Raw genomic sequence first — 13,302 nt, 5'->3', positions numbered from 1 at the left:
TCCCGCGCAGACGGGCTTCGCTGACAAGGAATCGACTATGTTTAAACCGACCAGGCTGTCCTTCACCCTCGCCGCACTACTGGCGAGTGCGGTCGTACAGGCCGACATCGAGGTGCCACTGGGCAGCACGCAGCGCGTCACCCAGTTGTTCGCGTACCCCAACAACTGCAATGTGATCTGCTTCCGGCCATGGTCACTGGAGCAGACCGCCGAACACTATTTGAACCAGAGCCTGCAACGTGACGGTTACAGCCGGGCCAAGGTCAGTGTGAAGACCCACGACGGTCAGGTCACGGCGACCTTCAGCGGCGTGCCCGACAGTTACGGCCAGCCACTGACCACGCTGCTCAATACCGCCGACCTGGCTTACCAAGGCGCCAGCCAGCTCAACAGCGATGGCAAATGGGCCTACAACTGGTACCTGTTCCTGCCGTTGGGCATGGCCCTGGAAAACCGCAAAAGCATCGAGCTGTTGCACTTCCCTCCGGATTACTCGCTGACCCAGGCCCAGGATTACCTGGAATCGGCCACCACCGACCGCTGGGCCACCTTGTTAAGCGAAAATGGCGTACCGGCCACGGAAACGCCGGCGTACCAGACCATCATCGATATCGCGCCCATCGCTGCGCCGTCCAATGCCGGCAAAGACCTGGAAACCGTCTACGGATATTTCACCGACTACCAGACCCGCATGGTCAAGGAACTGAGCCTGCGCCCTGGCGGCGCATTACCCATGGTGGCCTTCGGCGCGCCAGTGCGTAGCTGGATCAAGCAACAATACGGGCAAACCGTGGGCGTGCTGAGCCTGGCGCAGATCAGCCCGGAGCCTGGCAAAACCGTCGCGGTATTGGGCGCCAACCACCCAAGTTACATTTGGTATGCGGCCAGCCCCGACAGCTATGACGGTGATGAACAAAAGGCTGATGACGCCGGTTTGAAAGTGATGGGCCAGGACTTGAGCGCCGCCTGCTGGCAAGCAGGCATGGGCCAGAAACCCGCCAGCGATGCGAACGTATTGCTCAAGGCCTGCCTGAACACTTGGCAAGTCACGCGCAAGGAGCAGACGTGTGAATTGTTCTACACCTCGGTGCGCCACCTGACGCCCGAGCAGGCCAACGCCAAGTGCGCCACAGCGCCTATCAAAGCGCAGTTGAAACTGTTGAGAAATGCCGCTCCCACGCCCACCGTCATAGCCCCCGCGCTTTAAGGCGAAGAAACCGTTTCTACTGTCAACTTTGACAGTAGAAACCGGATCCCACTTCGGCGAATCTAGGGCCGCGCCCATTTGCTGCAAGACTGGCCGTCACACCCGCAGGTCCATGCAGCCCCGCTCAGGAGAGTGATGAAAACTCGAGCCATGGATAAGGCTGAAACGGCTGTGAATGACTGCCTCTATCCCTTCAAGACGCTGCTCGTGGAACAGGGTTACCCCTCGACCGAGCACTTTGAGGTCAAGCAAGAGGCTGAAGGGGTTGCGGCCAGGGTCACGGCGCGCGTGGCCTTTGAGAGTCGCACGCGCATTGCTAAGGTTTCCGGTTATGCCGTGAGCGAACGGCGCCCGTACACGCTGCAACTGTCACCCCGCATCCACTTGTACGATTGTTGGCTCTGCGGCCTGTTACAGCACTCCTGCAACCCGAACGTGTTTCTAGACACGACGTACCTGGAGCTATGGACGGTGCAACCCATCGGCGCCGGCAGCTTGCTGACGCTGGATTACGCCACCACCGAAGACACACTGGCCCGGCAGTTCGCTTGCCATTGCGGCGAGCTGAACTGCCGGGGCTGGATCACCGGCAGCAAGGAGCCGCTGAACGCCGAAGGCCAGGCCTTCATGGCCTGGTGGCGTGAGCACAAACGACCTTAGGCTTCGCCCAACGGACGCAGGCGGTATTGCGGCGGCAATTGCTCGAAGCCACTGATGGTGGTGTTCAAACTCTTCCAGCGACCGTCCTTGATGCCATAGATGCAGCCATGGATCGACAGGCTCTGCCCACGATGCCAGGCATTTTGCACAATGCTGGTGTGGCCGACGTTGGCCACCTGCTGGATCACGTTGAGCTCGCACATGCGGTCCACACGCTCTTCTTCGGTCGGCAACTGGGCCAGCACATCGCGGTTTTCGTAGTAAAGGTCGCGAATGGTGCGTAGCCAGCCGTCGATCAGGCCGAACTGGCGGTCCTGCATCGACGCACGCACGCCGCCACAGCCGTAGTGACCGGTGACGAGGATGTGTTTGACCTTGAGCACGTCCACCGCGTACTGGATCACCGACAGGCAGTTGAGGTCAGTGTGCAGCACCACGTTGGCCACGTTGCGATGCACAAACAGATCACCGGGCAACATGCCGACGATCTCGTTGGCCGGTACACGGGCATCGGAGCAGCCGATCCACAGGTATTCCGGGGTCTGCTGGCGGGCGAGCTTGGCGAAGAATTCGGGATCTTCCTGTTTGATCGCGTCCGCCCAGCGTTCGTTGTTATCAAGCAGGTCTTGTAGTTCGTTCATCAGGGAAGCCTCAGGAATGATGCGCAGGTTTGTGACTGACAAGCCCTCGTCCGGGTCACGCCAGGCGCTAATTAGCTTGAATTTTTTGGCTGCCATGCCTGTCCACACACTATAAGCCCCACAGTATGAGGATTGGCCATGACTGAATCACGACGTCCCTACGGCGCAACGCAGCCGGAACCGATCGATGACAACGAAGACCGCATGGGTGAGATGCGCGAGCTGGATTTTGACGAGCAGGACCAGACTGCGGAAATCGGCGACGAGCTGCCCCGCCGTGAGCGCGACCATCTGATGCCCGACGAACGGGTGCGCGAAGCCGGGCTGACCGGCGCATCGACGGATGATCATGAATCCACCGACGACGATATGAGCCCGGAGACGCTGATCCGTGAGGACGGCGCGCGGGATGCGCAGGAGGAAGGCGAAGACAATGCCGCCGACTATGACTTGAGCGTCGTGGGAGAGAATGACATTGGTGGCGGGAATGGGTTGGATGAGGCGGAACTGGCTGATCTGGACCCGCTGAACGGCAAGCGCTGACCCTGTGGGAGCTGGCTTGCCTGCGATGGTATCACCGCGGTGTTACTTGAAGACCGAGGTGCCTGCATCGCGGGCAAGCCCGGCTCCCACAGAGGTTCTGCACATAGGGGGCTCTGTATTTAATCGACCAGGGTGCACGCCATCACGACTGCATCTTCGCGGCCACCCACAGCGGGGTAGTAATCCCGGCGACGGCCGATCTCGTTGAAGCCATAACGCTCATACAGGCGAAACGCGCCGGTATTGCTGTCCCGCACTTCGAGGAAGCATTCTCGCGCATTGGCGGCATAGGCACGCGACATCAAATGCTCCAGCAGCGCCAGGCCCAAACCACGGCCCTGGTTTTCCGGCTTCACAGTAATGTTCAGCAAGTGCGCTTCATCGAGAATGATCTGCACCACCCCGTGCCCCACTTGCTGCTCGCCTTCGAACATCAGCCAGATCTGGTACTTGCCCAGCCCGTCGAGAAAAATCCCGCGGGTCCAGGGGTGGCTGAACGCCGCGTATTCGATTTTCAGCACGGCCTCGAGGTCGGCCTCGGTCATCGGGCGAAAGGATAAAGCCTCACTCATCAGTTGTTTTCCAGCGCGCCATCAGCCGGCGCATGGCTTGCCAGACATCAGCCTTACGCTGTGGCTCTTCCATTAATAATTCCAGGCCCGGCAGGGCCCACACCGAACCCAGGCCTTCAACCTGCAGCTCGCGGTACCAGGCCTCGGCGTTTGCTTCACCGGCAAACCGCACAGCGGGCAGGCCGATCAGCCACAGGCACAGGCACACGCAAGGCTCGTCTTCCAGGCGTGCCGAGACAAACCCCTGGACGAAATCTCGTGCGGCCTCGGGGCCCTGGTCCATGGTGCCGCGCACCAGCAGCGGCCAGCGCACCGGCTCACCGACGATTTGCGGGCTGTCGGGCAGGCCGGCGGCGCGCAGCATGTCCTTGAGCAACAGGTAGGCCGGGTCGCGGGACTGGAAACGTTCGCCGGTCGGCAGTTCCACCAGCAACAGGCAACGCCCGGCCCGCAGCAATTGCAGGGCAAAGCGTGGCGGCGGCACGACCGGCGCCTTGGCCACCGGCGCAGCCTCCTCCACCACCTTGGCAGCCTTGGTCACCGGCGCAGGGCGCGGCACTTCGATCTTGGCCCGTTCGACCACCGGGCGCGTCTCAGGGGTGGGCTTGACCACCGCCACGGGCGCGGCCGCTTCTTCCCCCGACGACTCGAACGCCTCATAAGGCTCAAGCGCCTGCAACAACTCGGGCCGCGAAGGCGCGGCAAACGGCAGTTCGGTGCGGGGCAGCCAGTTGACCACCTGCATGGCGGTCAAGTAAGCGCGACGTCGGGACTCGATAAGCACAGCTCGGCCACTTGTGGATAAGTAAAGAGCGGGGATTCTACCGCTGTTCGGCAACAATCGCCCACTGCGCACTGACCGGCTGTGGATAAATCCCGCGCCTGATGCAGTACAATCGCGACTTTTAATCGCCAACCAGCCGGCCATTCCCATGATCGAACCCAAGCGCGTCCTGCGCGCCCTCGCCGAACACTGGGCCTTACTTGAGCCTCTGTGCGAACACTTCGACCAAGGCACCCTGAGCCTGGCCGAGCTGCGCGCACAGTTGGCCGCCCAACAACTGGACAGCACGCCCCAGGACATCACCAGCCTACTGGACGTGTGGATTCGCCTGGATATCCTGGTACCTGTCGCCAAGAGCCCGAACCGTTTCGAGCTCAACGCGCAGATCCACGACTTCCTCGCCTATCTTCGCAAGGAGCACCGGCTTGGCCTGTGCCTGGAAATCGAAGCCTACCTGCGCCACCTGGAGCGTCTGGCCGGTTACATCCAGGACGCCTTCGACATCCGTGACGGCCACGACCTGGCCCGGCAACTGCGCCTGCTGGATATGCGCGTGCGCGATGTGCTCAAAAAACTCGCCAACGACGAACAGGCCCTCGCCGCCGTGGCCGACCGCGCCAAGACCAGCGACCGCCAGATCCCGTTGCGCCAGCGTTACGCCGAGGTATTGGCGACCTGGGACGAATACGTCGAGCCGATGATCCAACTGGTGAACGCCGACGGCGCCTTCGAGCAAGGCGTACGCAAGGTGGAAAACGTGCTGCTGCGCATGCTCACCGAGCAACAGCGTCTTGGCCACCTGGTAGATGACGACATGCTGCTGCGCACCCATGCGCGCATCCTCGAGATGCAAACCAGCGCCCAGCTGACCTTGCGCCATGCGCGGGAGTTGCTGCTGCCGCTGCGTGAAGAAGCACGCCGGCATAACGCCGTGACTCGCGGTGCGGCGCTGGCCCTGTCGGCGATTCGCCGCAAAGGCCTGGACGCGGTGCCGCAAGCGGCGATGCCGATGTTCACCCGGCCGCAAAGCACCTTTTTGGGCAGTGCGAGCCAGGTCGAGGCCTATGTGTATGCCCTGGCCAATTTCGAACCCAAGCCGGCGCGTTTCCCCAAGGCGCACAAGTCCCACAAAGGCGAAGCCCAGCGCGCACCGCGTACGGTCAAGGAAATGCTCGAACGCTGCGAAGACGCGCTGCCGATGCCCGACCTGATGACCTGGCTGCTGGAGCAGGAACCGGACGGCGCCACCGATGAATTGCTGTACTGGTTCTCGCGCCTGTCCCGGGAAAAACGCTTCAAGCGCGAGCGCCTGGAACGTCGCGATTACCACACCCACGAGCACCAGGTCAGCCTGCGCTCCTTCGCCCTGCTCCCGGCCGGCGTCGATGCCACCGAGAATTCTGCGAGCACGCCTTATGCATCTTGATCTATCCGAACTGTCCCAGCTGGCGCCGATCTTTCGCGAGCTGTTCAAGGGTTACCACGTCAGCCGCCGCGACCCGGAGTTGTACGCGCAACTGTCGAACTTCCAGGACCAGTACCGCACGCTGTTCAAGGCCCTGGGCTTTGAGCTGGTGTGCGATACCCGCGGCTTCTATTACTTCGTGCCGGACACTGCCGTGGCTGCCGCGCAGGTGAACAAAACCGCCCAGCGCCTGGCCCTGTTCACCTTCATCATCGTCGAACACCTGGCCGACCAGGGTCGCGACCCGATTGCGGTGCTCGACGGCGGCAGCCTGGGCCGCGATGAATTGCCTTCGTTGCTGGAGAAATACCGTGACCTGTTTATCCAGGCCGAGGTGCAGACCCAGGAAGAGCTCGAAGAAAAAATCATGCGCCGCATGACCCAACTGGGTTTTGCCAGCGAAGACAACGGTATCTACCGCTTCCTGCCGCCGATGCACCGCTTCCTGGATGTGTGCCTGTCGGTGCAGCAGGACCGCGACCTTGCCGCCAGCGTACACAGCGTACTGCCGCTGCCGGCACCGGTGATTATCGACGAGGACAGCGACGAGAAACTGCTGAAGACTGATGACCCGCTGGATCTGAGCGCCTTCACCGAAGAAAGCGAAGAAGATGCCCTGGCCCGTGCCATTGCCGAAGAACAGGAGACCGACGCATGAGTAAGGAACGCTACGGCATCCGCCGCTTCGCCCTATTGAACACCGCCGGTTACAGCCTGGGCTTGTTCCCGCTGGAAGAACCGCTGTCGGTGTACGGCGCCAACAACCTGGGTAAATCCGCCTCGATCAACGCCTTGCAATTCCCGATCCTGGCACGCATGTCGGACATGAGCTTCGGCAAGTACACCCTGGAACAATCGCGGCGTTTCTACTTTGCCACCGACACCAGCTACATCCTGGTAGAAGTCTCTCTGCCCCACGGCCCGCACGTTATCGGCGTGGTCGGCCGCGGCCCGGGCGGCGGCTTTGGTCACCAGTTCTTTGCCTACGCCGGCAAGCTGGACCTGGCCCACTACCAGAAAAACGACACCTGCCTGCGTCAGAAAGAGCTGTTCACCAACCTTGAGCGCGAGGGCCTGAAAGCCTACGAGCTCAAGCCCGATGAACTGCGGCGCTTGCTGGTGGGCGGGCATACGTCGGTCCCGCTGGACCTGACGCTGATTCCGCTGCGCTCCACCAGCGAGCAGAGCCTGAAGACGTTCCGCGCGCTGTTTATCAACCTGCTGCACATGCGCGAAATCACCGCGGCCAAGCTCAAGCAACTGTTCCTTGATGCCTTCGAACACAGCCTGCGTTCGGGCAGTGTCGACTACATCGCGGCCTGTGAAGAAGCCTTCCGTGATGTGCGACGCATGGAGCAGGACTACAACTCGCTGGTGGCTGCCGGCCCCTTGGTTGAAGCCCTGGCCAATGGCGTGAAACAGCGCGACGCCCTGCGCGGCAAACTGCATCGCCTGTCACCGCTGCTGGATTCGTTGCTGGGCACCTGGTCGGACTACGCCAGTGCGCGCAAGGAAGAGCTGACCATCCAGGCCGAACACTACCGCAACGAGCAGGACGCGCTGCAAAACGACCAGCGCGGCGGCACACAGGAGCTGATGCGCCTGGAGCGGGAAATCAGTGGCATCCAGCGTTGGTTGGGCGAGTTGTCGGTGCTCAAGCACCGCTTTGCCCTGGTGGATGACGTCAAGATGCTGGAGCAGCAATTGCTCGCCGCCAAGGATGCCCACGATGAACTGGCGGGCGCCTTGGCGCAGTCGCGACAGTTCAGCGCCGAGGACTTGGAAGAACGCCTGCGCGACCTGGAAAAGCGCTTGAAGTCGGTCAAGCAGCAGCTCGATCACGCGGACAACAACAGCTACGCCAAGCTGCGCGAAGAATTTTCGCAGCAGGATGTCGAGCGCCTGATGCGCCTGTTCAACAGCTCGCTGTTCAGCTTGCCGCTGGGCGAACATGGCATCACGCTGGACGAGGACGGCCAGTGGGTCAAATCCCTGGAGCAGATTCTCGATGGCTTCAAGGGCGAGCGCTTTGAGGTGCCGGGGCTGTCCATCGACATCTCGCACATCGAGCCGCCGGCACTGCAAGCCCTGGCGGATCGCGCCGCGTTGCGTGACCAGAAAGAGCGCCTGGAAAAAGAGCTCAAGCAACTGAAAACCCAGCAGGCCGTGGCGTCCGACCGCGCCGCAAGCAAGACCCAGACCGAAGCGCTGTACCAGCAGGTACTGGATGCCCAAAAGGCCCTGGAAGACTTCCGCCGCACCCAGACCCTGAGCGCCGAAGAAGGCGAGAAGCTGGAAAACCTGGCGCAGATGGAAGCGGCCCAGGACGAGTTGAAGCGTTCCAGCGATGCCTTTACCGAGCGCGTCCAGCAACTGTCGGCCAAGCTGCAACTGGTCGGCCGTCAGATCGGCGATATGGAAGCCAAGCAACGCACGCTGGATGACGCGTTGCGCCGTCGTCAGCTGTTGCCGGCGGACCTGCCGTTCGGCACGCCGTTCATGGACCCGGTCGACGACTCCATGGACAACCTGCTGCCGCTGCTCAATGACTATCAGGACAGCTGGCAGGGTTTGCTGCGCGCCGATGGCCAGATCGAAGCGCTGTACGCCCAGGTGCGTCTCAAGGGCGTGGCCAAGTTCGACAGTGAGGATGATGTCGAGCGTCGTCTGCAACTGCTGATCAACGCCTATGCGCACCGTACCGACGAGGCGCTGACCCTCGGCAAGGCGCGCCGTGCAGCGGTCACCGACATCGCCCGTACCCTGCGCAACATCCGTAGTGACTACGACAGCCTGGAACACCAGTTGGCGTTGTTCAACCGCGAGATCAACAAGCGCCAGGTCTCCAACCTGCAAAGCTTCCGCATCGTACTGGCGCCGAACAAGGAAGCGCTCAAGCATATCGACCAGATCATCCACAGTGCCGGTCAGTATGAAGAAGGCGAGACCCTCTCAGTGTTCGACCTCAGCCAGAGCGCCGAACAGGACAACAAGAACGAAGAAGCCAAGGAATACCTGGCTCGCCTGGTCGCCGCCAACCATAACCAGTTGGGCCTCAAGGACTTGTTCGAATTGGCGTTCGAAATCACCAAGGTCAACGGCCAGCCGGTGATCCATACCGACATCGACGGCGCTGCGTCCAACGGCACTACCATGACCATCAAGGCGCTGACCAACATGTACTTGTTGCTGCACCTGATGGACCGCGACCAGGCCGGTCGCGTGCGGTTGCCGTACTACCTCGATGAAGCGGCAGACATCGATGAAAAGAACCAGGCAGCACTGCTGGAAACCAGCCTGCAATTGGGCTTTGTACCGATCCTGGCGAGTGTGAAGCCGCAGGTGTCCGCCCAGGTGGCGATCGACCTGGAGGGCGGCAGCGGGCCGAACGGGATCTACATCGATGAGGCGGACTGGAAGTACATCCGTCGCCATGATGTAGTGAAGGCGACGATGAATGTGCAGGCGGACGAGCCGGAGCTGGATGAAGTCTGACGGGTTGTACTGAGAGGCAAAAAGGCCGCGATCTTTTGGGATCGCGGCCTTTTTTTGGGGCTTGGGATTTGCGGTGTGTTTGTGGGCCTCAACGCGGGCAAGCCCGGCTCCCACAGTTGGAATGCATACTTGCTGAAAATGCATATCCCTGTGGGAGCCGGGCTTGCCCGCGATAGCCGCGCCTCGGTTTATTTACCGAGTGGAATCTTAGGCGCCCAGGTCAGCCATTCATCCTCAAACTTGTCGAACAACGGGAACGTCTGCTGCGGCCGTGCCGGGTTACCCATGCGCTCGCCATCCGGGGTGGCAAAGGCGATGCCGCCGGCCACCAGCGTTTCAAGGGACTCGGTACGCACGGTCGCGCCCTTGAACAAGCCGAAGTCGAGGCCAAAGCCGCTGGTGTTCCAGAAGCGGCTGCCACTGCGTACCAGAGGTGCGTACTTGGGCTCGATCAGGATGTGCACCAACACACGGTCGGCGGTCTGGCCCAGCTCATAGCCGGTGACTTTGCCGACCGTCACTTCACGGTAGGTCACCGGTACCCCTTCCTTCAACGAACCACGGCGGGCGGCGCTGAGTGTGAGGCTCAGGCCAGCTTCCTGATGCACCGCTTCGGGCGGCTGGGCCAGGGCGACAAAGCTCTTCTGCGGGCCGGTGTTTTTCGCGGCCGGTTGCACCTCGATGTATTGGCCAGTGACCAGGGTCTCCAGGTTAGCCGTCTTCATCAGCCCCAGTTCCGGCTTGACCACCCAGAACTGGCTGCCCGTGCGCGCAATGCGGTCCGCAACCTGAGTGATACGCGCCTTGAGCAGCACCGACTGCATGTCGGCACTGAGGTCGACACTTTCGATCTTGCCCACATCCAGCCCCTTGAAGCGCACCGGTGTGCCGGCGCTCAGGCCGTCGGCGCGGTCGACTTTGATGGTCACCAGAGTGCCGTGCTGGTTGGCGGCATCACGGTCGGCATACAGGCGAAAGCGCGGGATGCGATGTTTCAATGGCACGCTCGGTTCCGGCGTTTCGAAGGCGATACCGCCCGCCATCAGGCTGGCCAGGGATTCGCTTTTGACCTGGATACCGCCGGTGAGCCCGCCCGTAAGGGTGACGCCGCTGGCATTCCAGAAGCGCGTCGAGCCGTTGACCAGGCTTTCGTATTCCTTCTCGATATGAACGCCGATCACCAGTTGTTTTTTCTTGCGTGAAAACTGGTAACTCTGCACCGAACCGACTTTGACCTGTTTGTACAGAATCGGGCTGCCGACATCCAACGAGCCCAGGCTGTCGGTGAGCAACACCATGTGCAGGCCCGGGGAGCGTAGGTCCAAAGGTGGCGCCTTGGCGCGGGCTACGTATTCGCGTTGTGGCGGGGAGCCTTTGTCGCCTGGGCGAATCGCGATGTAGTTGCCCTTGACCAAGGCCTCCAGGCCGGTGATGCCCGCCAGGGAGATGGACGGTTTGACCACCCAAAATTGCGTGTCTTCGACCAGGTAGTCTTCAGCCAATGGATCGAGGGTCAGCTCGGCACTGGCGCTGGACAGGTCCGGGTCGATCTTCAGGGTTTTCAGGCTGCCGACCTGGATGCCTTTGTACATGACCGGCGTACGCCCGGCCTGCAGGCCTTCAAAGTCGGTGAGTTTGACCTTGACCTTGATGCCCGCTGCGGCGGCGTCGAAATCTTCGTATAGGCGGAAAGGCAGGCTCGGGTCGGTGGGCGGGCTGTCTTTGCGGTTTTCAGGAGTGGCGAAGGCGATACCACCAGCGACAATGCTAGAGAGGGATTCGCTGCGCACTTTCAAGCCGGAAAGGTTGGCGTCGATACTGATGCCGCTGGCATTCCAGAAACGCGTGTGTTTGCGCACCAGGTTGGCATAGGTCGGCTCGATATAGACCTTGACCTCGACGGTGCTCTGGTCTTCAGACAGCAGGTAGCTTTTGACCTGGCCGACCTGAATCTGCTTGTAGAACACCGGACTGCCACGGTTCAACGAGCCCAGGCGATCGGCCTTGAGGGTCAGGTGCAAGCCGGGCTTGGCGTCGGATAACGGCGGCTCTTCGGAGAGCGCCTTGAACTTGCGCGTGGGCTCGCCATCACCGGGGCTGGCGGCGATGTAGTTACCTGAAACCAGGGTTTCCAGGCCGGTGATACCGGCAAGGCTGACGCTGGGCTTGACCAACCAGAAGCGGGTGTTGGTCTTGAGGTACTGCTCCACGTCCTTGTTCATCTCGATGGTGGCGATCACCCCGCGATTGCTGCCTTCGTCATCCAGGGCCAGGGTTTTGACCTTGCCCACGGTCATGCCTTTGTAGACCACTTCGGTCTTGTTGACCTGAATACCTTCGCCGCTTTCAAAGCGAACTTGAATCTCGATACCTTGCTGGGAATAGGCACGCCACCCCAGCCAGCCACCGATGATCAGGGCAATCAGGGGCAGCACCCAAATGGCCGACCAGTTAGAGGCTGGGCGGGTTTTAGCTTTAGGCAAATCACTCATGGTCGTCGTCCGACTCCGTGTTATCCCAAATCAGTCGGGGATCGAAAGTTACTGCGGCAAACATCGTCAAGATCACCACACTGGCGAACGCCGCAGCGCCGAGGTTGGCCTCGATACTGGCTAGCCGCCCAAAGTTAACGAGCGCCACCAGGATGGCGATCACGAAGATATCCAGCATGGACCAACGCCCAATGAACTCGATAAAGCGATACATCACAATGCGTTGTTGCGCGGACAGCGGTTGGTGACGCTGCACCGAGAACAGCAGCAGGCCAATGCCGACCAACTTGAAGGTCGGTACCAGGATACTGGCGATGAACACCACGGCAGCGATAGGAAACATCCCGTGCTGCACCAGTTGGATGACACCCGACATGATGGTGCTGGGGTCGCCTTGGCCAAGGGAGCTGACCGTCATGATGGGTAACAGGTTAGCGGGGATATACAGGATCGCCGCGGTGATCAACAGCGCCCAGGTACGTGTAAGGCTATTGGGGCGACGGGCATGGATCAACGCGCCACAACGTGTGCAGAGCTGCTCCTCGCTATCCGCTTCCTGCTTGTTCAACTCATGGCATTCGGTACAAATCAGAATACCTGCATCAATCGCCCGCATGGTCATCCTCTCCTGACAGCGCTTGCCAGATCTGATGGGGCGACATCACCACCTCAAGCAGAACTTGAACCATTAATAGACTCACGAAGCAGACCAGACCCAGGCCAATTGTGATGGAGGCCATGTCGGCGAGCTTTACGATCGCCACCAGCACACCCATCAAGTAGACCTCCAACATCCCCCAGTCCTTCATGTGGTGGTAGATGCGATATAGCAGCAGCCCGTAATTGCGCCCGATGTTCCAGCGAATACTGAGCAGCACTGCCAACTGGCACAGAAGCTTGAGCAAGGGGATGCCCATGCTGCACAGGAACACCACGGCGGCAACGCCTTGCATGCCCGTATCGAACAGGCCAACGACGCCGCTCCACACGGTGTCCTCCGAAGACTGCCCGAGTAGATTGAGCTGCATGATGGGCAAAAAGTTCGCGGGGACGTACAGCAGCAGGGCTGCCAGTACCAAGGCGAGACTGCGCTCGACCACATTGTGACGGTGAGCGTATAGCTCGTAGCCGCAGCGTGGGCATTGGGCTTTTTCGCCGAGGGCGAGCGTTGGTTTGCGCATCAGCAAGTCGCACTCATGGCATGCCACCAGATCGTCTAGCGGTAAATCCGATACCTCGTGGGCATCAACCGGATCGAGCATAGATAGGGCTCTGACTCTAAAAATGATTAGGTGGCTATTCTAGTGGTGTCGCTCAGAAATAACTGTGCAAATTTGTCGGGGCAGTCAAGTCGGAGGTTGGGGCGCACAGGTGTACGGGGACAAGGTGGACACTTTTCGAGCGCCCAAAACAAAACCCCAACTGCTTTCGCAATTGGGGTTT

The 13,302-nt window shown here is 60.8% G+C and carries 12 protein-coding genes; 6 read left to right on the top strand and 6 right to left on the bottom strand.

Translation table 11 applies throughout. The annotated features are described in order from the left end of the window. Positions 1-37: 37 nt before the first annotated feature. Together BT204_RS12045 and BT204_RS12040 are read left to right on the top strand one after the other, a co-directional pair. Positions 38-1,207: a hypothetical protein gene (locus BT204_RS12045; RefSeq protein ID WP_034128123.1), complete on the top strand. Its 1,170-nt coding sequence runs from the start codon at positions 38-40 to the stop codon at positions 1,205-1,207. 135 nt (positions 1,208-1,342) lie between these two features. Further along, the gene (locus BT204_RS12040) at positions 1,343-1,867 is read left to right on the top strand and encodes a hypothetical protein (protein ID WP_034128124.1); all 525 of its coding nucleotides are present in this window, start codon (positions 1,343-1,345) and stop codon (positions 1,865-1,867) included. Here BT204_RS12040 and can read toward each other — a convergent pair. Further along, a complete protein-coding gene (gene can, locus BT204_RS12035) occupies positions 1,864-2,508 on the bottom strand; it encodes a carbonate dehydratase (protein WP_003188288.1) in 645 nt (214 codons plus the stop codon). The genes BT204_RS12040 and can overlap by 4 nt on opposite strands. 138 nt (positions 2,509-2,646) lie before the next feature. On the opposite strand from can, the gene BT204_RS12030 reads away from it, so the two are divergent. Continuing rightward, on the top strand, positions 2,647-3,051 hold the full coding sequence (locus tag BT204_RS12030) for a hypothetical protein (RefSeq protein ID WP_054897176.1): 405 nt from the start codon (positions 2,647-2,649) through the stop codon (positions 3,049-3,051). Between the two features lie 119 nt (positions 3,052-3,170). Here BT204_RS12030 and rimI read toward each other — a convergent pair whose 3' ends face one another. After that, a complete protein-coding gene (rimI, locus tag BT204_RS12025; protein ID WP_054897177.1) occupies positions 3,171-3,623 on the bottom strand; it encodes a ribosomal protein S18-alanine N-acetyltransferase in 453 nt (150 codons plus the stop codon). Then, on the bottom strand, positions 3,616-4,368 hold the full coding sequence (locus BT204_RS12020; protein ID WP_072446951.1) for a flagellar biosynthesis protein FlhF: 753 nt from the start codon (positions 4,366-4,368) through the stop codon (positions 3,616-3,618). The genes rimI and BT204_RS12020 overlap by 8 nt, the downstream gene beginning before the upstream one ends. A 187-nt stretch (positions 4,369-4,555) precedes the next feature. On the opposite strand from BT204_RS12020, the gene mksB reads away from it, so the two are divergent. Genes mksB through mksF form a run of 3 tightly spaced genes read left to right on the top strand, consistent with a single transcriptional unit; the run spans position 4,556 to position 9,367 of the window. Continuing rightward, a complete protein-coding gene (gene mksB / locus BT204_RS12015; protein WP_032893713.1) occupies positions 4,556-5,833 on the top strand; it encodes an Mks condensin complex protein MksB in 1,278 nt (425 codons plus the stop codon). Continuing rightward, positions 5,823-6,530: an Mks condensin complex protein MksE gene (gene mksE, locus BT204_RS12010; RefSeq protein ID WP_003188281.1), complete on the top strand. Its 708-nt coding sequence runs from the start codon at positions 5,823-5,825 to the stop codon at positions 6,528-6,530. Before mksB ends, mksE begins: the two co-directional genes overlap by 11 nt. Continuing rightward, the gene (mksF, locus tag BT204_RS12005) at positions 6,527-9,367 is read left to right on the top strand and encodes an Mks condensin complex protein MksF (protein ID WP_057977435.1); all 2,841 of its coding nucleotides are present in this window, start codon (positions 6,527-6,529) and stop codon (positions 9,365-9,367) included. The genes mksE and mksF overlap by 4 nt, the downstream gene beginning before the upstream one ends. Positions 9,368-9,555: 188 nt before the next feature. Here the strand turns inward: mksF and BT204_RS12000 are convergent, their stop codons facing one another. Genes BT204_RS12000 through BT204_RS11990 form a run of 3 tightly spaced genes read right to left on the bottom strand, consistent with a single transcriptional unit; the run spans position 9,556 to position 13,121 of the window. Then, the gene (locus tag BT204_RS12000; RefSeq protein ID WP_072446949.1) at positions 9,556-11,859 is read right to left on the bottom strand and encodes a PqiB family protein; all 2,304 of its coding nucleotides are present in this window, start codon (positions 11,857-11,859) and stop codon (positions 9,556-9,558) included. Beyond that, positions 11,852-12,475, bottom strand: a complete 624-nt coding sequence (locus BT204_RS11995) for a paraquat-inducible protein A (protein WP_054897181.1) — start codon at positions 12,473-12,475, stop codon at positions 11,852-11,854. Before BT204_RS11995 ends, BT204_RS12000 begins: the two co-directional genes overlap by 8 nt. Next, complete coding sequence (locus tag BT204_RS11990; RefSeq protein ID WP_072446914.1) at positions 12,462-13,121, bottom strand: paraquat-inducible protein A; 660 nt, start codon at positions 13,119-13,121, stop codon at positions 12,462-12,464. The genes BT204_RS11995 and BT204_RS11990 overlap by 14 nt, the downstream gene beginning before the upstream one ends. Positions 13,122-13,302 lie beyond the last annotated feature (181 nt).

Source organism: Pseudomonas sp. NFPP02, assembly GCF_900119355.1.
In the GTDB taxonomy this organism is placed as follows: Bacteria; Pseudomonadota; Gammaproteobacteria; order Pseudomonadales; family Pseudomonadaceae; genus Aquipseudomonas; species Aquipseudomonas paracarnis.
This window is presented reverse-complemented; position numbering and strand designations above follow the sequence as displayed.